This is a genomic window from Hoeflea marina, from assembly GCF_003182275.1.
Taxonomy (GTDB): domain Bacteria; phylum Pseudomonadota; class Alphaproteobacteria; order Rhizobiales; family Rhizobiaceae; genus Hoeflea; species Hoeflea marina.
Genome location: NZ_QGTR01000001.1, coordinates 123,526 through 141,474 on the forward strand (window position 1 = coordinate 123,526; position 17,949 = coordinate 141,474).

At 66.2% G+C, this 17,949-nt stretch carries 17 protein-coding genes; 5 read left to right on the forward strand and 12 right to left on the reverse strand.

Translation table 11 applies throughout. From position 1 onward, the window contains the following. Nucleotides 1-69: 69 nt before the first annotated feature. The 4 genes from DFR52_RS00660 to DFR52_RS00675 are packed head-to-tail and all read right to left on the reverse strand — an operon-like array spanning nt 70 to nt 4,699. Entirely contained in the window at nt 70-1,365 is a 1,296-nt protein-coding gene (locus DFR52_RS00660) for an O-antigen ligase family protein (RefSeq protein ID WP_425351122.1), read from the reverse strand. Next, on the reverse strand, nt 1,362-2,936 hold the full coding sequence (locus DFR52_RS00665; RefSeq protein ID WP_170132197.1) for an undecaprenyl-phosphate glucose phosphotransferase: 1,575 nt from the start codon (nt 2,934-2,936) through the stop codon (nt 1,362-1,364). The genes DFR52_RS00660 and DFR52_RS00665 overlap by 4 nt, the downstream gene beginning before the upstream one ends. Before the next feature lie 46 nt (nt 2,937-2,982). Further along, nucleotides 2,983-4,164: a glycosyltransferase family 4 protein gene (locus DFR52_RS00670; RefSeq protein ID WP_110030015.1), complete on the reverse strand. Its 1,182-nt coding sequence runs from the start codon at nt 4,162-4,164 to the stop codon at nt 2,983-2,985. Between the two features lie 4 nt (nt 4,165-4,168). Next, nucleotides 4,169-4,699: a polysaccharide biosynthesis/export family protein gene (locus tag DFR52_RS00675; protein ID WP_425351140.1), complete on the reverse strand. Its 531-nt coding sequence runs from the start codon at nt 4,697-4,699 to the stop codon at nt 4,169-4,171. 279 nt (nt 4,700-4,978) lie between these two features. On the opposite strand from DFR52_RS00675, the gene DFR52_RS00680 reads away from it, so the two are divergent. Beyond that, nucleotides 4,979-7,312, forward strand: coding sequence for an exopolysaccharide transport family protein (locus DFR52_RS00680; protein ID WP_110030017.1), 2,334 nt, complete (start codon nt 4,979-4,981; stop codon nt 7,310-7,312). A 6-nt stretch (nt 7,313-7,318) separates the two neighbouring features. On the opposite strand, the gene DFR52_RS00685 is transcribed toward DFR52_RS00680, so the two are convergent. Together DFR52_RS00685 and DFR52_RS00690 are read right to left on the reverse strand one after the other, a co-directional pair. Next, nucleotides 7,319-8,572, reverse strand: a complete 1,254-nt coding sequence (locus DFR52_RS00685; protein ID WP_110030018.1) for a GNAT family N-acetyltransferase — start codon at nt 8,570-8,572, stop codon at nt 7,319-7,321. A 118-nt stretch (nt 8,573-8,690) separates the two neighbouring features. Beyond that, nucleotides 8,691-8,918: a DUF2842 domain-containing protein gene (locus tag DFR52_RS00690; RefSeq protein WP_110030019.1), complete on the reverse strand. Its 228-nt coding sequence runs from the start codon at nt 8,916-8,918 to the stop codon at nt 8,691-8,693. Nucleotides 8,919-9,094: 176 nt separating this feature from the next. On the opposite strand from DFR52_RS00690, the gene DFR52_RS00695 reads away from it, so the two are divergent. Continuing rightward, complete coding sequence (locus tag DFR52_RS00695) at nt 9,095-10,195, forward strand: COX15/CtaA family protein (RefSeq protein ID WP_110030020.1); 1,101 nt, start codon at nt 9,095-9,097, stop codon at nt 10,193-10,195. 23 nt (nt 10,196-10,218) lie between these two features. Here the strand turns inward: DFR52_RS00695 and DFR52_RS00700 are convergent, their stop codons facing one another. Further along, a complete protein-coding gene (locus tag DFR52_RS00700) occupies nt 10,219-11,106 on the reverse strand; it encodes a LysR family transcriptional regulator (RefSeq protein ID WP_110030021.1) in 888 nt (295 codons plus the stop codon). Nucleotides 11,107-11,210: 104 nt separating this feature from the next. Here DFR52_RS00700 and DFR52_RS00705 point away from each other — a divergent pair, with 104 nt between their 5' ends. Next, complete coding sequence (locus DFR52_RS00705; RefSeq protein WP_110030022.1) at nt 11,211-12,221, forward strand: zinc-binding alcohol dehydrogenase family protein; 1,011 nt, start codon at nt 11,211-11,213, stop codon at nt 12,219-12,221. A gap of 108 nt (nt 12,222-12,329) precedes the next feature. Here the strand turns inward: DFR52_RS00705 and argC are convergent, their stop codons facing one another. Beyond that, nucleotides 12,330-13,256: an N-acetyl-gamma-glutamyl-phosphate reductase gene (gene argC / locus DFR52_RS00710; RefSeq protein ID WP_110030023.1), complete on the reverse strand. Its 927-nt coding sequence runs from the start codon at nt 13,254-13,256 to the stop codon at nt 12,330-12,332. Nucleotides 13,257-13,346: 90 nt separating this feature from the next. Further along, nucleotides 13,347-14,300 carry an agmatinase gene (gene speB, locus DFR52_RS00715; RefSeq protein ID WP_110030024.1) on the reverse strand — a complete coding sequence of 318 codons (954 nt, stop codon included), beginning with the start codon at nt 14,298-14,300 and terminating at the stop codon, nt 13,347-13,349. A gap of 318 nt (nt 14,301-14,618) precedes the next feature. Between speB and DFR52_RS00720 the strand changes: the two genes are divergently transcribed. Further along, nucleotides 14,619-14,903 carry a hypothetical protein gene (locus DFR52_RS00720; RefSeq protein ID WP_110030025.1) on the forward strand — a complete coding sequence of 95 codons (285 nt, stop codon included), beginning with the start codon at nt 14,619-14,621 and terminating at the stop codon, nt 14,901-14,903. 287 nt (nt 14,904-15,190) lie between these two features. Here the strand turns inward: DFR52_RS00720 and rpsI are convergent, their stop codons facing one another. The 3 genes from rpsI to DFR52_RS00735 form a co-directional block, all read right to left on the reverse strand. Further along, nucleotides 15,191-15,676: a 30S ribosomal protein S9 gene (gene rpsI, locus DFR52_RS00725; protein ID WP_110030026.1), complete on the reverse strand. Its 486-nt coding sequence runs from the start codon at nt 15,674-15,676 to the stop codon at nt 15,191-15,193. A gap of 2 nt (nt 15,677-15,678) precedes the next feature. Beyond that, a complete protein-coding gene (rplM, locus tag DFR52_RS00730) occupies nt 15,679-16,143 on the reverse strand; it encodes a 50S ribosomal protein L13 (RefSeq protein ID WP_110030027.1) in 465 nt (154 codons plus the stop codon). Nucleotides 16,144-16,369: 226 nt separating this feature from the next. Next, nucleotides 16,370-16,801, reverse strand: coding sequence for a PaaI family thioesterase (locus tag DFR52_RS00735; RefSeq protein ID WP_110030028.1), 432 nt, complete (start codon nt 16,799-16,801; stop codon nt 16,370-16,372). Between the two features lie 194 nt (nt 16,802-16,995). Here DFR52_RS00735 and DFR52_RS00740 point away from each other — a divergent pair, with 194 nt between their 5' ends. Continuing rightward, nucleotides 16,996-17,814: an enoyl-CoA hydratase gene (locus DFR52_RS00740; RefSeq protein ID WP_110030029.1), complete on the forward strand. Its 819-nt coding sequence runs from the start codon at nt 16,996-16,998 to the stop codon at nt 17,812-17,814. The last annotated feature ends 135 nt before the right edge of the window (nt 17,815-17,949 follow it).

Genomic DNA, 17,949 nt, shown 5'->3' on the forward strand with positions numbered 1-17,949 from the left:
TCTTGGCGTGCCGGCTCCGGTGCGCGGGCTGGTTCTCGTGCGCGGCCGGACCGAAGCGCGATCGGCCGCTCAGCCGACCTTCGCCGCAGGTGCGCGACGTGTCTCGCCCCTCAAGGCCTGCTGCCAGCGCATTTCCAGGGCGATGCAGCCCCAGACGATTCCCATCAGCAGATAGAAATGCCGCCAGTGATCGGTGTCGATGACATTGCCGATCAGCGTGTGGCCGGCGAGCACGATCAGCGCCATCATCAGATAGGGCTGCCAGGGCCGGTCGCGCAGCATGTAGCGGAAGCCCTGCACAAACGTCCAGTTGATCAGCACCACATAGCTCACGAAGCCGAGCCAGCCATAGTCCATCAGCGCCTTGAGCCAGATGTTGTGGGTGTCCTCGCCCCACAGCAGGCCGAATTCCAGCGGGCCGATGCCGAGCGGATGCTCCATCGCCATGAGAAAGCCGATCTTGTGGCGCTCGAAGCGGCCGAGCCGCTCGCCGTCATAGTCCTGCACCAGCCGGGCGCGGTTGCTGAACAGGTCCGACACCTGGTCGAACTGCATGGCGATGATCACCGCGGCAATCAGCAGCGCGATGCCGATCAGCGTCATGATCAGGATCTTCAGCCGGAAGGCGCCGCTGCGCTCCTTGAGCAGCAGGGCAAACACCATGAGGATCATCGAGACCCCGAACAGGCCCCAGGCCGCACGCGAGAACGACAGGAAGACGCCGAGCGTCAGCACCATCAGCCCGACGGCGCGCAGCGGCGCGGCCCTCAGCGTGCCGGTGAGCAGCCCGTGCATGAGGTAGATCGACGGCAGCACCAGGAAGGGGCCGAAGACGTTGGGGTCCTGGAAGACGCCCATGGCCCGGTCATAGCGGGTGAACATCTCGCCGCCGGGGATGGCATGGAAGTAGCCGAGAATCCCGAACAGCGCGGTGATCACGGCCGCCAGCACCCAGGCGCGGAAGATCAGCCTCAGCCGCCGCGGCTCGGCCTCGATGATGGCGGCGTAGAACATCGCCGTGAACGCCAGGAACAGCGACACGGCGATGTACATCGGCGTGTCCCGGGTGTCTGCCATGGTCAGGATCGAGATCATGCCGCCGATGTTGAAGACGACAAAGAGCACGATCAGCGGGGCGATGTGGCGCGACAGCCTCAGCCCGAACAGCGCCCAGAGGCCGATGAGGGCGGCCATGTAGATCTCGTAGGGTGCAGGTTCGCGAATGACGAAGCCGGACAGGAACACGCCGAGGCCGACGCAGAACGAGGCGAGCAGCCCCAGGGCCGCGCGCTGCGGCACGGCGATGCGGGACCGCTGCGCTGCGGCCCGGCTCGGCCCGGATGCGGGGAGGGCGGCGCTGGTCAATAGGCGTTTTCCGTGTTGAGCAGCCGGATCGGGGTGAGCAGCAGGATCTTCAGGTCGAACAGCAGCGACCAGTTCTCGATGTAGTAGAGGTCGCAGGCGGTGCGCTGCTTGATCTTGTCGTCATTGTCGATCTCGCCGCGCCAGCCGTTGATCTGGGCCCAGCCGGTGACGCCGGGCTTGACCCGGTGGCGCGCGAAATAGCCGTCCACCACCTCGGCGAACAGCTTGTCCTGGGTGATGGCCACCACCGCGTGCGGGCGGGGTCCGACCAGCGACAGGTCGCCGCGCAGCACGTTGAAGAACTGCGGCAGCTCGTCGATCGAGGTCTTGCGGATGAAGCGGCCGACCTTGGTCACCCGCGGGTCACCCTTGGTGACCACCTTCTTCGCCGCCGGGTCGCTGGCCTCGGTGTACATCGAGCGGAACTTGAACACCTCGACAACCTCGTTGTTGAAGCCGTGGCGCTTCTGCTTGAAGATCACCGGGCCCTTGGAATCGAGCTTGATGGCGATGGCCGTGGCGATCATCACCGGCCACAGCACGGCCACGGCGAGCAGGCTGAAGAGGATGTCGAAGCCGCGCTTTGCCACCGAATCCCAGTCGGTGATCGGACGGTCGAAGATGTCGAGCATCGGCACCGAACCGACATAGGAGTAGGAGCGCGGCCGGAAACGAAGCTTGTTGGCGTGGGCCGCCAGCCGGATGTCGAGCGGCAGGATCCACAGCTTCTTGAGCAGTTCGAGCACCCGGTTCTCGGCATTGAGCGGCAGCGCGATGATCAGCATGTCGATGCGCGCCAGCCGCGCGAAGGTCACCAGGTCGTCGACATTGCCGAGTTTCGGGTAGCCTGCCACCATCGGCGGCGAGCGGCGTTCGTCCCGGTCGTCGAAGATGCCGCAGATGCGGATGTCGTTGTCGCTCTGCTGCTCGATGGAGCGGATGAGGGCCTTGGCCGGTTCGCCGCCGCCGACGATGACGGCGCGGCGCTCCATGATGCCGTTGCGGGCCCAGCGGCGGATGGCAAAGGCGATGAAATTGCGGTTGAGCACGAGGAAGGCGATGCCGGCGGCATACCAGGCGGCGAACCAGACGCGCGAGAACTGGATGCCGTACTGCAGGAAGAAGCCTGCGACCGCCATCAGCGCGAAGGCGGCCGTCCAGGCCGTCAGGATCTTCGGCAGCGTGCCCAGCGCGTTGCGCAGGGCAGGGACCTGGTAGCCGTCGGCGATCTGCATCAGCAGCACGGCCGTGGTGGCGCCGAGCAGGATCGCCGGGCCGTAGTGGACCAGCGCCATGTCGGTGCGGAAGCCGACATAGAGCATGTAGAGCACGACGCCGACGATCATCAGGCCGACGAACTCGATCAGCCTGAGCAGCCCGATGATCATCGTCGGCGAGTAGCTTTCCTGGGAAAGGCGGTTTGCGGTCTGGCGGGCGACGCGGTTGATCTCGGTCATCTCGCCGGGCTTGCGCACCGGCGAGCCGTCGCTGCGCGGCGTGACGGTGATGCTGCTCATCGCCTTGCGCAACACCTCGGGATCGAAACGGTCGGTGCGGTCGTGCTTGTTCAAGGTGCGGACTCCCGGGAAATCTCCCTCCCGGAATAGCAGCTTAGTTCTAAGAAAGGCTTGACGCGGACGCTGCGGCGGCAGCCGCCGGTGCCCCGGACAGGGACTCGCGGTAGAGCGTGAGCATCTCCCGGGCCATGGTCGTGACCGAAAACCGGTGACGGAAATCCTCGCGGTCGGGCATTGCCGCGGCCAGCCATGCCGGTTCGGCGAGGCTGCGCGCCATCGCCACTGCCAGCGCCTCGGCATTGCCGGGCTCGACCAGCGCCGCCGAGCCGGCGCCCATGATCTCGGGAATGCCGCCGACATCGGTGGCAATCAGCGGCTTTCCCGCAGCGATCGCCTCGAGAACGATATAGGGCATGGATTCCGCCCGCGAAGGCACCACGACATGGCGCGCGAGCGCGAAGGCCGCCCGCGCCGGCATGGCGTCGTGCATGGTGATGCGCCGGTCCAGTCCCAGCTTGTCGATGCGCGCCTGATAGCGCGGTTTGTCGTCGCCGTCGCCCACCATCACCGCGCTCAGCGGGCGGCCGGCGATCTGTTCGGCGCGGCGGAAGGCGGCGATGAACACATCGGGTCCCTTGAGGTCGCGCATCATGCCGATGTAGAGAAAGTCGGCGGCCTCCCCGTTGGCCCCCACCGGGTCGAATTCCTCGGCCCTAAGGCCGTTGTAGATGAGCCGGGAGGCGCATGTCGGCACGCCGATCTTCTCGGCATAGACCCGCCTTTCGTAATCGGACACGAAGACCAGACTGTCGGTCCAGCGCTCCAGAAAACGTTCGATGGCGAAATAGGCCTGGCCCCGCGCGGTGGCGCGCGTGTAGTGCAGGCTGCCCCCATGGGGGGAATAGAAACGGGCAACGCGAGACTGGGATACCCGTAAGCGTGAGCCGATGAGCCGGACATAGGCGCCGCCCTTGGCGCCGTGTCCGTGCAACACATCGGGCTGCAATTCCTTGATTTCCTTGTAGGTCTTCATAGCCGTCGCGATGTCGGCCGGTCCGACGGAGCGTTTGATCGCCAGCCGGTGAAGTCCGAGCGACAGATAGGGCCGGATGGAATCGAACAGCTTGTCCTCGAAGCTGCCGCCGGTGATCGAATCGCACAGGATTCCCACCTCGTGCCCGGCGCCGGAATGCGCCTCGGCCAGGTCCCGGACATGGCGGAAGATTCCGCCGACGGGCGAGCGGAAGCAGTGCAGGATGCGCAGGCGACGGCCATCCTCCATGGGATCAGAAAAGCCGTTCGCGCACGTAGATCGTGTCGCCGGCAAGGATCGGATCGGAGATCGTCACCCGGCCCGTCATGCTCTTGCCGTTGATCGTGCGGGTGATGTCGACATTGCGCTGGTTTGCGCGGGGCGAGTAACCGCCGGCAATGGCGATGGCGTTCTGCACCGTCATGCCGGCCACATAGGTGTATTGCCCCGACTGGCCCACTTCGCCCATGATGAAGAAGGACCGGTAACGGTCGATCTCGATGCTGACATCGGGGTCGCGCAGGTAGCCCTTGCGCAGCTGGGCGGCGATCTGGCCCTCGAGTTCCTGCACGGTCTGGCCGCGGGCGGGAACCGAGCCGATCAGCGGGAAGGCGATGTAGCCGGCCTGGTCGACCGTATAGGTGCTCGTCAGGCCGGCCTGCTCGAAGACCGTGATGCGAAGCCTGTCGCCGGCATCGAGCCGGTAGGGCTTGGTCACCGCTTCGTGGAAGGCCCGGGGTGCCGGATGATAGCCGGAGCAGCCGGCCAGCATGACCGTGGTCATGGCCGCGGCCAGAATCGTGCTGAACTTGAATTTGCCGGATGTCATGCGTTTCCCGCTCCACGATGAAAATGCCGCGAACAGGCCTGTTATCGATCCATTAGGGTTAACGGCTGGTAAAACCGCCGGCAAAAACGCTGCGGCCGTCGAAACATTTCGCGGCCTGCGGGAAGCCAATGCTCTCATGCCCGCAAGTCTTAACGGGAGGTGAAAACGGGTTTAACGCTTGGGTTACCATGTTCGTTTAGACTCCCGCCTGCAAGAATGTGTGGAGTGAATGGCATGTCGGGTGCAAACGTCAATCAAGCGGATGTGGACATCGATCTGGGTCACCTGGTGAGCGCGATCTGGATCCGCAAGCGCGGCATCGCCCTCGCGACGGTCCTGGCGGCGGGGCTTGCCTTCGCCGTCACCGGACTCATCCATCCGCTTTACAAATCTGAAACGCGCATTCTCATCGAGGCGCGCGAGCCGGTCTATTCGCGCGACCAGAACCAGGCCCGCCCGACCGATACGGCCTTTGACGAGCGCTCCGTCACCAGCCAGGTGGAGGTGCTCCGATCCACCGACCTGCTCAAGGACGTGGCGACCCGGCTGGATCTGGCCTCGCGTCCCGAATTCGACCCCGCCGCCAGCCCGTCCGCCATCGGCGATGCCCTGGTGCTGCTCGGCCTGAAGAAGGATCCGCTGGAAGTGCCCGCCAGCGAAAGGGTGCTGAAGGAATTCACCCGCAAGCTCGAGGTCTATGCGGTGCCGCAGTCGCGCGTCATCGTTATCGAGTTCAGCTCCCGCGACGCGGGCCTTGCAGCGGCCGTTCCCAATGCGCTTGCCGAAACCTATCTCGCCTTCAATGCGGGCGCCAAGGTGGAGAACAATTCCGACGCCAGCGCCTGGCTGGAGCCGGAAATCGCCCGGCTCAGGCTCAAGGTGCGCGAGGCCGAGGAAAAGGTGGCCGCCTACCGCTCCGAGAAGGGGTTGCTGTTGGTCAACGAGAAGGACACAATCTCGGCCAAGCAGCTCTCAGACATTTCCACCGAGCTGAGCCGGGTCCGCGCCGAGGCCGCCGACGCCGACGCCCGCGCCCGCGCGGTGCGCAACACGCTGGAGCGCGGCGGCTCGATCGACGCCATCAGCGATGTGCTCGGCTCGCCGCTGGTGCAGCGGCTGCGCGAGACGGAAGGCAACATCCGCTCGCAGCTGGCGGACTTGTCGACCACCCTGCTCGACAACCACCCGCGCATGAGGGCGCTGCGTGCCCAGCTTGCCGACATCGAGCGGCAGGTGCTCGCCGAAACCCGCAAGGTGCTCTCCGGCTTGGAAAACAACGCCAAGCTCGGCGCCCTGCGCGAGGAGGAACTGGTCTCGCAGATCAATTCGCTCAAGGCCGGCTCGGCGCGCGAGGGCGAGGAGACGGTGCAGCTGCGGTCGCTCGAACGCGATGCAGCCTCGCAGCGCGACCTGCTCGAGACCTATCTCGCCCGCTACCGCGAATCCGCCTCCCGGTCCGAGCCGCGCTCGACCCCGGCGGATGCACGGGTCATCTCCCAGGCGGTGCCGGCCTCCGAATCCTACTATCCGAAGACCGTTCCGATCATCATCGTCGCCGCACTCGCCGCGCTGTTGCTGAGTTCGATTTGGGTGATGCTGAGCGAACTGTTCAGCGGCCGTGCGTTGAGGCCGGTCGGTAATCTGGCCGACGACGCCGATTTCGATGCCGCAGCCGATGCCGAGCTGGGAACGCTGCGCCGGCATGCCGCCGCGCCTGTCGCCGCGCCTGTCGTTGAGCGCTTCCCGGACCCGGAGATCGCTCCTGCAGCCGCCGCTGCCGAGCCCGCCGGCGACGCCCGTCTCCATGCGGAAGCAGCGGCTACGGTCCCACTGGCTGCCCCGGTCGCCGCCGCCGTCCCGGCTGCCGCGCGCCGCCCGGCACAGGATTCCCGGCACACGATCAAGGCCAGTCTGCTGTCGGCGGCCTCGCCCGAGGTCAGCCCTGCGCCTGCGTCCGGTGTGCCTGACGGCGCCGATTTCACGGTGGAGGCGGTGGCCGATCAGCTGCTCGCCGACGAGACGGCGCTGGCAATCTGCGTGTCGCCGGAAGGCGATGAGGGCTCCGCCACGGCGGTCATGCTGGCGCGCACGGTCGCCGGCGAGGGCGCCCGCATCCTGCTCATCGACCTCACCGGCTCCGGCTGCCCGACCGACCTGATGGCGGAATCGCCGCGCCTTCCCGGTTTGACCGACCTGCTCTGCGGCGAGATCTCGATCGCGGATGCCATTCATGGCGACCGTCTTTCTGAGGCGCAGATCATTCCGCGCGGCAACGCCAATGGCCGCCGCGCCATGCGCGCCATCGAGCGTCTGCCGATGATCCTGAACGCGCTCACGGATACCTATGATCTGGTCATTGTCGAATGCGGCCCCGCCGATGCGGCGAGCGTCGCCCGCATCGCCCGCGTCGAAGGCACAGAGATCATTCTCTCGGTCGTCCGTCCTGACGAGGACACGCTTCTCGGCGTGGTCGCCGATTTCCACGATCAGGGCTTCACGGATCTGCTGCTGATGAGCTCGGCGACGGGTCCCGGTGGACCTGACACGGGCCGACGCTCCGTCGCCTGAGGGCGCTCAGTCGTCGGCGACCGCGTCGGGCGCCGCCGCATGCGGCCTGCCGATGATGCGCAGGCGGGCGGCGATCCGGTGCAGCGCGGGCGAGGTCTTGATGAGGCGCTTGGCCCGGACGAGATTGGAAAGCCCGGCCGCCGCCAGCCGGCCGCGCAGGTTGAGCGCGATGAAACTGTCGAAATGCAGCGATTCCACCGTGCACCAGGAGCGCTTGTAGGGCTGGTCGCCGATGCCGAAATCGAACACGTGGCAGCCGGCAAGCGACGCCCGCTGGATCATCAGATAGAACAGCAGTTCGCCGGCGCTGGCGTCGGCCGCGATCTCGGCGTCGATGGAGCCGAACTGGCAGATGACATGCCCGTCCTTCTCCGTCAGCGCGGCGATGGCGATCACCCGGCCTTCGTTCTCGCCTCCGAGCACGACGCCGTGCATTTCCAGAATAGGCTTGGTGCCGGACTCCGGAACGCGTGTCAGATCCTCGAAGAACGCCTTGAGTTCACCGTCGCCGAACACATCCGGCAACCCGCGCTCCGACAGCCGAGTCGCCTTCTGCCGGAAGAACTCCGCAAGCAGCGCCTGCCCCTCTTCGGTGGTGGAGGCGATCATGTGGCGATAGCCGCCGACAGGCTCGAGCCGGCGCTCTGAAACACGGAACTTCTTGCGCCGGCGCTTGGCGTTGAGCTGGGCCAGCACATCCTCGAAACGCGGGAACAGCGGCAGCTGGAAGCTCGAATTCTGGTTGATGACTTTCGGCATCAGCGCGAAGGGCTGCACCCAGTCGCCGCAACCGGACCGCATCCTCTCCAGCGCGACGACATCGGCGGGCAGCCGCACGGCGCGAAGTGCCGCGACGAGCATGTCCATCAGCCGTGGATCGGCGCGTGACAGGAACTCGGCCGAGAACAGCCCGGAATTGACGTTGCTCTGCGACGAGCCGATGAAGCGTGCGACGCGGATGCCGCCCCGACGAACGATCTCGAACGGAAACAGCGCGGCCGGGCGTCCGTCGAGTTCGATGGCCACCAGCGCCGTCCGCACATGTGTCGACCGGCTCCACGCCAGGCACCAGTCATAACTCTGGTGCACGGAGGCCTGTGCCCCGGCTTCGATCTCGCGCCACATCGGCTCGGCTTCGGCGAAGCTGTCGATGAGCCTGGCGGTGAGCGAAATCCGGTTCGAGGCGCAGCCGGCCGTCACGGTCGCCGGCGGGCGGGCCGACAGGAGAGGGGCGGCAAAGCTGTCGTGGACGTGAATCATGGCTGCATCCGGTTTGATGGCACCCGGACGTCTTAGGCCCAATCGGCAAACAATCCGTCACCACGGCCACTTGGCGGCGTTTGCCCGGATGAAATCGCCCGGCAGGGCAAATGATTGGTTAAAGCTCTCCGTCCTCGGCGGGCGCCCTCGGTCCCGCCATCCAGCGGATGATCAGCATCGCCGGCACCACCCAGAGCAGGCCGGAGAAGAAGAAATACAGCAGATGGACATACCAGGGCTGGTCCGAGAGCCGGTAGGTGGCGATCGTCGTGGCCACCAGCGCATAGATCACCACCAGCGATACGATCAGCAGCATGCCGATGAGCTTCTTCAGTCTGATGGGCATGGCGGGTTCCGGCTCCGGCGTGAAGATACCTCCACATAAAGGCTTTGACGCGCCGCGCAAGGCCTGACGGCCGGCGGGCGCCGCGACCGCATGCCGCAAAGCCCGCTCCCTTGCCAAGGCAGGCCTGCTGGTGCACATCTCCGCCGACCTCGCCTGTGCCCGGAGACCGCCGCCCGATGACCGATCAGACAGCCGCAATCGAAACCGTCCTCGCCCGCCAGGCGGCGCTCGTCCGCAACCGGCGGCTGATGCGGATCTGGCTCGGCATCGTGCTTGTCGCCATCTTTGCCCTGGTGCTGGTCGGCGGCGCCACCCGGCTCACCGATTCCGGTCTGTCGATCACCGAGTGGAAGCCGATCCACGGCGTCATTCCTCCGCTGAGCGAAGCCGAGTGGCAGGAGGAACTGCAGCTCTACCGCCAGATCCCCGAATACCAGCTCATCAACAAGGGCATGACGCTGGAGGCCTTCAAGTCGATCTACTGGTGGGAGTGGGCGCACCGCTTTCTCGCCCGCTCGGTCGGTGTGCTCTTCGGCGTGCCGTTCCTCCTCTTCCTGGTGACCGGACGCATCGAAAGTCGGTTGCGCTGGCCGCTGGCGGGCCTGCTGGCGCTGGGCGCGCTGCAGGGTGCCGTCGGCTGGTGGATGGTGGCCTCGGGCCTCGTCGACCGTGTCGATGTCAGCCAGTACCGGCTCGCCACCCATCTGTCGCTGGCCTGCGCCATTTTCGCGGCGATCGTCTGGGTGATGCGCGGACTGTCGCCGCATTCGGGAGACCGCGCGCCGACGCGCGGTCTCGCCTGGGCGGCGGCGCTGATCGTGCTGATGGTGCTCGTGCAGATCTATCTGGGCGGTCTCGTCGCCGGTCTCGACGCCGGCCTGGCCTACAACACCTGGCCGCTGATGGACGGCAGACTGGTGCCCGAGCAGCTCTTCGGCATCGATCCCCTCTGGCGCAATCTGTTCGAAAGCGTCAAGACCGTGCAGTTCGAGCACCGCGTCGGCGCCTATCTGCTGTGGACCGCGGTCCTCATGCACATGCTCTTCGCCCTTGCGCACGCGCCGCGCACAACCCATGCCCGCCGCGCCGTCGTGCTCTTCGGTCTTGTCACCATCCAGGCGGCGCTTGGCATCGCCACGCTCGTCCTGCAGGTGCCCTTCGGCTGGGCCCTTGCGCACCAGGGCTGGGCGCTGGTCGTGCTCGGCTTCGCGGTCGCCCACTGGCGCGGCTTTATCGGCGAATATCCGGTCGAGACGGCGGTTGTCGTTCGCAGCTGAAGAGCGCCGGCCAAGTCAATCGTTCACATCGCGTGGATGGCGGCCGCCAGCCGGTCGGCGAGCGCGCGCACCCGTCTGGGCTGGGCGCGGCTTGGCGGAAACAGCATCTGGATCGGCAGCTGAGGGGGTGCGAAGCCGGCAAGCAGCTCGACCAGGCGTCCGGCCCGGATGTCGGCGCCGACATCGAGTTCCGACCGGAACACCACGCCGTGGCCTTCCAGCGCCCATTGCCGCACCAGCGCGCTGTCATTGGCGACGCGGTCGCCGCGCACCGTGACCGGCTGCGGCCCGGCGGGGGAGCCCAGCAGCCAGACATTGTCGAGATTGGCGCCGAAGCGCATCACCAGGCAGTTGTGGTCCTTGAGGTCGGCTGGTGTCTTCGGCGCGCCGCGCCGGTCGAGATAGCCGGGCGCAGCGCAGACCACCCGCCGCCACGCGCCCATGCTGCGCACCCGCAGCGAGCTGTCGGTCACGGTGCCGAAGCGCACTGCGATGTCGAAGCCCTGGCCGACAATGTCGATATAGCCGTCAGAGAGCATCACCTCGACCGAGATCGAAGGGTGCTCGGCGAGAAAACGGTCGATCTCCGCGGCCACGACGGTGCGGCCAAGGTCGCTCGGCGCGCTGACGCGGATCAGCCCCGAAAGCGTCTGCGCCCCGAGGCGGATGCGGGCCTCCAGATCCTCGATCTCGCCCAGCACCTGCCGGGCGCCCTCGACCAGCGTCCGGCCCTCCTCGGTCAGGCTGATGGCGCGGGTGGTGCGGTTGAGCAGCACCACGCCGTAATGCGCCTCCAGCGCCGAAAGCCGCTCGGACACGGTCGTCGGCGACAGGCCGAGTTCGCGCCCGGCGGCCGACAGGCTTCCCTGCTCGACGATCTTCTGGAACAGGGCGATGTTGTCGACGAGCATTGTGCGGAAATTCCGGATTATCAATTTGTATCTGACGCGTTTATCCGGCGATGGCAAGACGCTAGACCGGGCAGGACCCCTTGCTCCTCCGGATTGGATTTCCCATGAAAGCCGTCGCCCTCACGCACTATCTCCCCGTCACCGACCCCAACGCCTTCCTCGATGTCGATCTGCCCAGGCCGGCGCCGTCCGGCCGCGATCTCCTGGTCGCCGTCAAGGCGGTGTCGATCAATCCCGTCGACACCAAGGTGCGCGCGCCGAAGGACACGGTCGAGGAGACGCCGCGGGTCATCGGCTATGACGCTTCCGGTGTCGTCGAGGCCGTCGGCGAGGACGTCACGCTCTTCAAGGTGGGGGACGAGGTCTATTATGCCGGCGACATCACCCGCCCGGGCACCAACCAGGAATTCCACCTGGTCGACGAGCGCATCGTCGGCGTCAAGCCGAAGAGCCTGGGCTTCGCCGAGGCCGCGGCGCTGCCGCTGACCACCATCACCGCCTATGAGGCGTTCTTCGATCGCCTCGGCATCGACCGCGACGGCGCCGACAGGGGCCAGTCGATCCTCATCGTCGGCGGCGCCGGCGGCGTCGGTTCGATCGGCATTCAGCTGGCGAAGGCCGCGGGCCTCGTCGTCATCGCCACCGCCTCACGTTCGGAGACCGAAAGCTGGGTCCGTGACCTCGGCGCCGATCACGTGGTCAATCACCGCAAGGACATGGTCGAGCAGGTCCGTGCATTGGGCTTCCGGCATGTCGATCACATCGCAATCTTCAACGACATGCGGCATTGGGCGGCGGCGGTCGAGCTGATCCGTCCGCAGGGCGGCATCGTCAGCATAGACGCCACCGACCTGCCGATGCCGATGGCCGGCATGAAGATGAAATCCGCCAGCCTGCACTGGGAGTTCATGTTTGCCCGCGCCATGCACCAGACGCCCGACATGATCGAGCAGCATAACCTGCTCACCTATGTCGCCGCCGAGGTCGACGCCGGCCGCATCCGCACCACGCTCGACACGGTGCTCGCGCCGATCAATGCCGAAACCATGCGCAAGGCGCATGCGCTGGTCGAGGCCGGCACGGTCAAGGGCAAGGTGGTCGTCGAAGGCTTCTGACCGCCGATCGGGCAATGGCCGCCTTGGGGCGCTTCTGCAGTTCGCTGGACAGCAGAAGCGCCCCCGATCGTTGCATTGTCCGGCGACGAAGTGAAATTCACTTCCGCTTTAGAGTCCGGCCATCAGTTTCAGGTTCTGCACCGCGGCACCCGAGGCGCCCTTGCCGAGATTGTCGTAGACGGCAATCAGCAGCGCCTGGGCGCGGGCGTCGTTGGCGTGCACATGCAGCGTCATGCGGTCGGTGTTGTTGTGTCGCTCCGGATTGATGTCGGGCGAGCGCTCGGAATTGGCGTAGGGCGCCACATCGACGAGTGACCCGGGCATCGCCGCATAGTGGTCGGCGATCGCCGCATGCAGTTGCGCGCCGGTCGGAATTTTCTCCAGCCGGTCGAGCTGCAGCGGGACCATCGTCACCATTCCTTGCGCAAAATCGCCCACCACCGGCATCATCATCGGCGTGCGCGTGAGCCTGGCGTTGAGCTGCAGTTCCGGCACATGCTTGTGCTGCAGCGTCAGCCCGTAGGGCAGGTAGGCCGGCGCGCTGTCGCCCTGGCCCTCGTAGTCCTCGATCATCTGCCGTCCGCCGCCGGAATAGCCGGTGATGCCGCTCATCGAGACGGCGTGGTCGGCGGGCAGCAGGCCGGCCTCGATCAGCGGCCGGAGCATGGCGATCGGTCCCTGCGGCCAGCAGCCGGGATTTGAGACGAACTGCGCCGCGGCTATCAACCCGGCCTGGCCCCTGTCCATTTCGGCGAAGCCGTAGACCCAGCCGTCAGCGGTGCGGTGGGCGGTCGATGCATCGATGAAGCGGGTGCCGGCATCGGCGGCCAGCGCCACCGATTCCTTCGCCGCCGCGTCCGGCAGGCACAGAATGGCGATGTCGGCTGCGCGCAGGAACTCGGCGCGGGTGTCGGGATCCTTGCGCTTGTCGGTCGGGATCGACAACAGATCGATGTCGGTCCGGCCCGCGAGCCGCGTCAGGATCTGCAGCCCGGTGGTGCCATGCTCGCCGTCGATGAAGATCTTCGCTGCCATGTCTGTATCCGGAATGTTGTTCGATGTCAGATGGTTGTGAACGACTGCGGATTCAATCCGGCAGCCGCTTGATTCAATTTGGCAACGGCCTCATCGGCCCCTCGCCAGCCTTTCGGCTCTCAGCCCGAGCATGTACATCGCCACGCTGGCGCCGGCAATCGCGGTGATGTCGGCATGGTCGTAGGCGGGCGCCACTTCGACCACATCGGCGCCGCGGATGTCGAGCGCGCCGAGCTTCTGCAACACCGAAAGGATCTTCGCCGTCGATGGTCCGCCCGCCACAGGGGTGCCGGTGCCCGGCGCGTAGGCCGGGTCGAAGCAGTCGATGTCAAAGGTCAGGTAGCAGGGCGCGTCGCCGACATGCTCGAGGATGGTGCGGGCGATCTCGGCGGCGCTCAGATCCTCGACCTCGTGGCCGTAAAGCATCCGGATGCCGCAATCCTCGGGTGCGTGCGTGCGGATGCCGACCTGGATCGAGCGGCTCGTGTCGATCGTGCCGTCCCGCGCCGCGCGTCCGACGAAGGAGCCGTGGTCGATGCGCTTGCCGTCGTCATACCAGGTGTCCTGGTGGGCGTCGAACTGCACCAGCGCCAGCGGCCCGTGCCGGGCCGCGTGCGCCTTGAGGAGCGGCCAGGTGACATAGTGGTCGCCGCCCAGCGACAGGAGGAACGCGCCCGACGCGAGGATCGTCGTCGCCTCCCGCTCGATTGCCGCCGGCGTCTCCTGGTGGTTGCCGTAGTCGAGCAGGCAGTCGCCGTAATCGATCACCGCCATGGCCTCGAACAGGTCGCGCTGAAACGGGTATTGCGGGTCGTTGTCGAAGATAGCCGAAGCGCGCCGGATCGCCTGCGGGCCGAATCGGGCGCCGGGCCGGTTCGACACCGCCGCGTCGAAGGGAATGCCCCAGACCACCGCGTCGACGCCCTCGAGGCTCTTGCTGTAGCGGCGGCGCATGAACGACAGCGCCCCGGCATGGGTCGGATCCGTGGCGGCCGAGGTCAGGCTGCGGGCGGTGAAGGCATGGTCGATGGACTTGTCGGGCATCGGTTCATCCGGGGCATTTGAGGATGATCCGGTCTAGCGCATTTGTCCCGGCGGATAAAGCAGCGATGGACCGGCGGAGGGGCGGACAGACCATCCGCCACGGTGAGGCACGCGCCGAAAGACGATCGGCTCCGCGAAAATTCAACGCTTGCGGCCGGCATTTCGTCGGTTTTCCAACGCTGGCGACCACGCTCATTGCCATGATGAGGCTTTTAAAGGCCGCCCAACGCCGGCCGCACAAGCACTGGCGCCGACAGATCGCCCGCTTCGGGCGTCGTCCTCCCAACCAACCTGAACTGAATGGATAGGAACTCGACAATGACCAAGCTCGTCCTCGCATTCGGCCTGACCCTGGCCGCCTCCACCGCCGCTTTCGCCGGCTCCACCGCGCTCGACGCCTATGACTTCCCCGCCGCCTCCGGCTCGCATTCGGCACCTCTTGTCGTCGCCGTCTCGACGGAAGTCCGGCAGCCGCGTCTTGGCGACGGCTCGCCCGTCTTCACCGGCGCACGCCTGTTCGACGGCATCGACTATACCTCGACCGCGTCCATCGGCGGCTTCGACAGCCGCAACAGGCTCGGCGTCTCGCCGCGCGCTGAGTGAAGTTGCGAGCCCGCCCCGCGACCGAAACGTCCGGAACGTCGAAGCATCGATAAGGGCGGCCGCGTCTGCGGTCGCCCTTATCGGCATGCCGGAATATGCGGCATGAGCGGTCCGCCGGGGCGCCTGCCTCAGGCGGCGCAGGCAATGCGGTGAGGCTGTCGGAAACCGACCCACCACAAGACCGCCGTCCGCAATCCGCAGAAAGACACGACCGCGTATGCCGCACCCCCCAAACGAAAAAGGCGGAGCCGAAGCCCCGCCTTGCAATCTTCGAAGTCCCGAAGCGCTTAGCGCTTGGAGAACTGGAACGAACGACGGGCCTTGGCCTTGCCGTACTTCTTGCGTTCGACGACGCGGCTGTCGCGGGTCAGGAAGCCGCCCTTCTTGAGCACGGCGCGCAGGCCCGGCTCGTAATAGGTCAGCGCCTTGGAGATGCCGTGACGGATCGCGCCGGCCTGGCCGGAGAGGCCGCCTCCGGCAACGGTGCAGACCACGTCGAACTGGCCTTCGCGGGCCGCGGCGACGATCGGCTGCTGGACAACCATCTGCAGCACCGGACGGGCGAGATAGGTGGTGAAATCGCGGCCGTTGACCGTGATCTTGCCGGTGCCGGGCTTGACCCAGACGCGGGCGACCGCGTCCTTGCGCTTGCCGGTGGCATAGGACCGGCCCAGGTCATCGACCTTGCGGACATGAACGGGGGCGGCCGGTGCGGCGGGAGCAGCCGAAGTGGCAACGGTGCCCAGCTCTGCGAGCGAATTGAGCTCAGCCATGGTCATGCGCTCCTTTTGTTCTTGGAATTGAGAGCGGCGACGTCGAGGACGACGGGCTGCTGTGCTTCATGCGGATGATCCGGACCCGGATAGACGCGCAGATTCTTCATCTGGCGACGGCCGAGCGGGCCGCGGGGCACCATGCGTTCGACAGCCTTCTCGAGAACGCGCTCCGGGAAGCGGCCTTCGAAGATCTGGCGCGCGGTGCGCTCCTTGATGCCGCCGGGATAACCGGTGTGCCAGTAGTACTTCTTGTCGGAGTACTTGTTGCCGGTCAGCACGGCCTTGGCGGCGTTGATGACGATGATGTAGTCGCCGTCATCCACATGCGGGGTGAAGGTGGCCTTGTGCTTGCCGCGGAGACGGTTGGCGATGACAGTGGCAAGACGACCGACGACGAGCTGCTCGGCGTCGATGATCACCCACTTCTTCTCCACCTCTGCAGGCTTCTGCGAGAAGGTTTTCATGATGTTCTCTCTTCAAGTCTGGATCCGGGCGATGCCGGACGTTTCTTGTTGCTTGTGTTGCCGGCGGCGCTTTGGTCGCGACAACGTCATTCCGGCCCGAAAGCCCGCGAATGCGTGGGTTTATAGGCGAGGGCCGGAAACGCGTCAAGCGCACAGTTTTCCGACGTTTGAAAATAAACTCAAACAAAACAACAGTTTAATATTGTGGTATTTAGATACCGCATAATCAGCGCGGCGGAATCGAATAGGTGGCGGTCGCATGCGCCACCAGATCGCCGCCGGATTCGGGCGCGATCGCCACCTCCACCACCGCCAGCCGCTTGCCGAGCTTGAGAATCCGGCAGGTCGCCAGATGCGGCGTCATGTCCGGCTTGCGCAGGAAATTGATGCTGAGATTGGTGGTCACCGCCAGCGCCACCGGCCCGATATGGGCGAGGATCGCCACATAGGCGGCGAGATCCGACAGCGTGAACAGGGTCGGGCCGGAGATCGTGCCGCCTGGCCTCAGATGGGCGTTGTCGGGGTCGAGCCGCATCACCGCCTCGCCCGGCCGCACCTCGGTGACGGTGTAGACCCGGCCGCCGGCATTGACCTGCGGGAACTCGGCGTCGAGGAACCGGGTGAGTTCGTCGGCGGTCATCAGCGGCGTCAGGCTCATGGGATCATCCCGTCTGGTCGGTGCATGGCGCGCGGGGTGTGCCCCGGGGCCGCGGTGGCGGCATGCGAAATCAGGAACTGCGGCGCGCCGACCGAATCCTTGCCGGTGCGGCGCGCTGCAGGCGCCACCAGAGAGGGCTGGCCATCAAACGTCAAGTCGTGGCAAGGTCGGCAATCCAGATCGAGGAGACTTCCATGGCCGACATCGCCCCCTTCGCACCCGCCGGTTCCGGCCTGGTGCTCAAGACCGTCGAGAACGGCGTTCTCAGGCTGATGCTCAACAATCCCCCCGCCAACGCCCTGTCCATCGCGCTGATGCAGGCGCTCAGGGCCGAGCTCGAGGCTGCGGGCGCCGATCCGGACATTCGCGTCGTCGTGCTGGCGGCCGCCGGCAAGCTGTACTCCGCCGGTCACGATCTCAAGGAACTGCAGGGCCACAGGGGCGACGCAGACGGGGGCAGGGCCTTTTTCTCCCGCACCATGGAACTGTGCGCCGATCTCATGCAGACGATCGTGAACCTGCCCAAGCCGGTGATCGCCGAGGTCGACGGCCTTGCCACCGCCGCAGGCTGCCAGCTGGTTGCCTCCTGCGATCTCGCCGTCTGTTCCGACACGTCCCATTTCTGCACCCCGGGCGTGAACATCGGCCTGTTCTGCTCCACCCCCATGGTGGCGCTGACGCGCAATGTGCCGCGCAAGCAGGCGATGGAAATGCTGCTCACCGGCGACACGATCGACGCCTCGACGGCGCGCGAGATCGGCCTCGTCAACCGGGTCTGCCCCCGCCAGTACCTGACTCAGACTGTTCAGAAATACGCCGAACTCATTGTTGCCAAATCACCCTTGACCGTCCGGATCGGCAAGGAAGCCTTCTACCGCCAGGCAGAGATGTCGCTGTCGGACGCCTATGACTACACCGCGGGGGTCATGGTCGAGAACATGCTCGCCCGCGATGCCGACGAGGGCATGGGCGCCTTCATCGACAAGCGCGCCCCGCATTGGACCGGAGAATAGCGGCACGGATGCCGCGCCCGGGTGACGTCCGGGCGATGCGGGTGACCCGGGGCATTTCCGCCCCGGCCTGAGCGATCAGGTTGCGGCCCTTATGCATGTGCCCGAAAATGTGCAGCGGGAGGAACACGGGCGGTC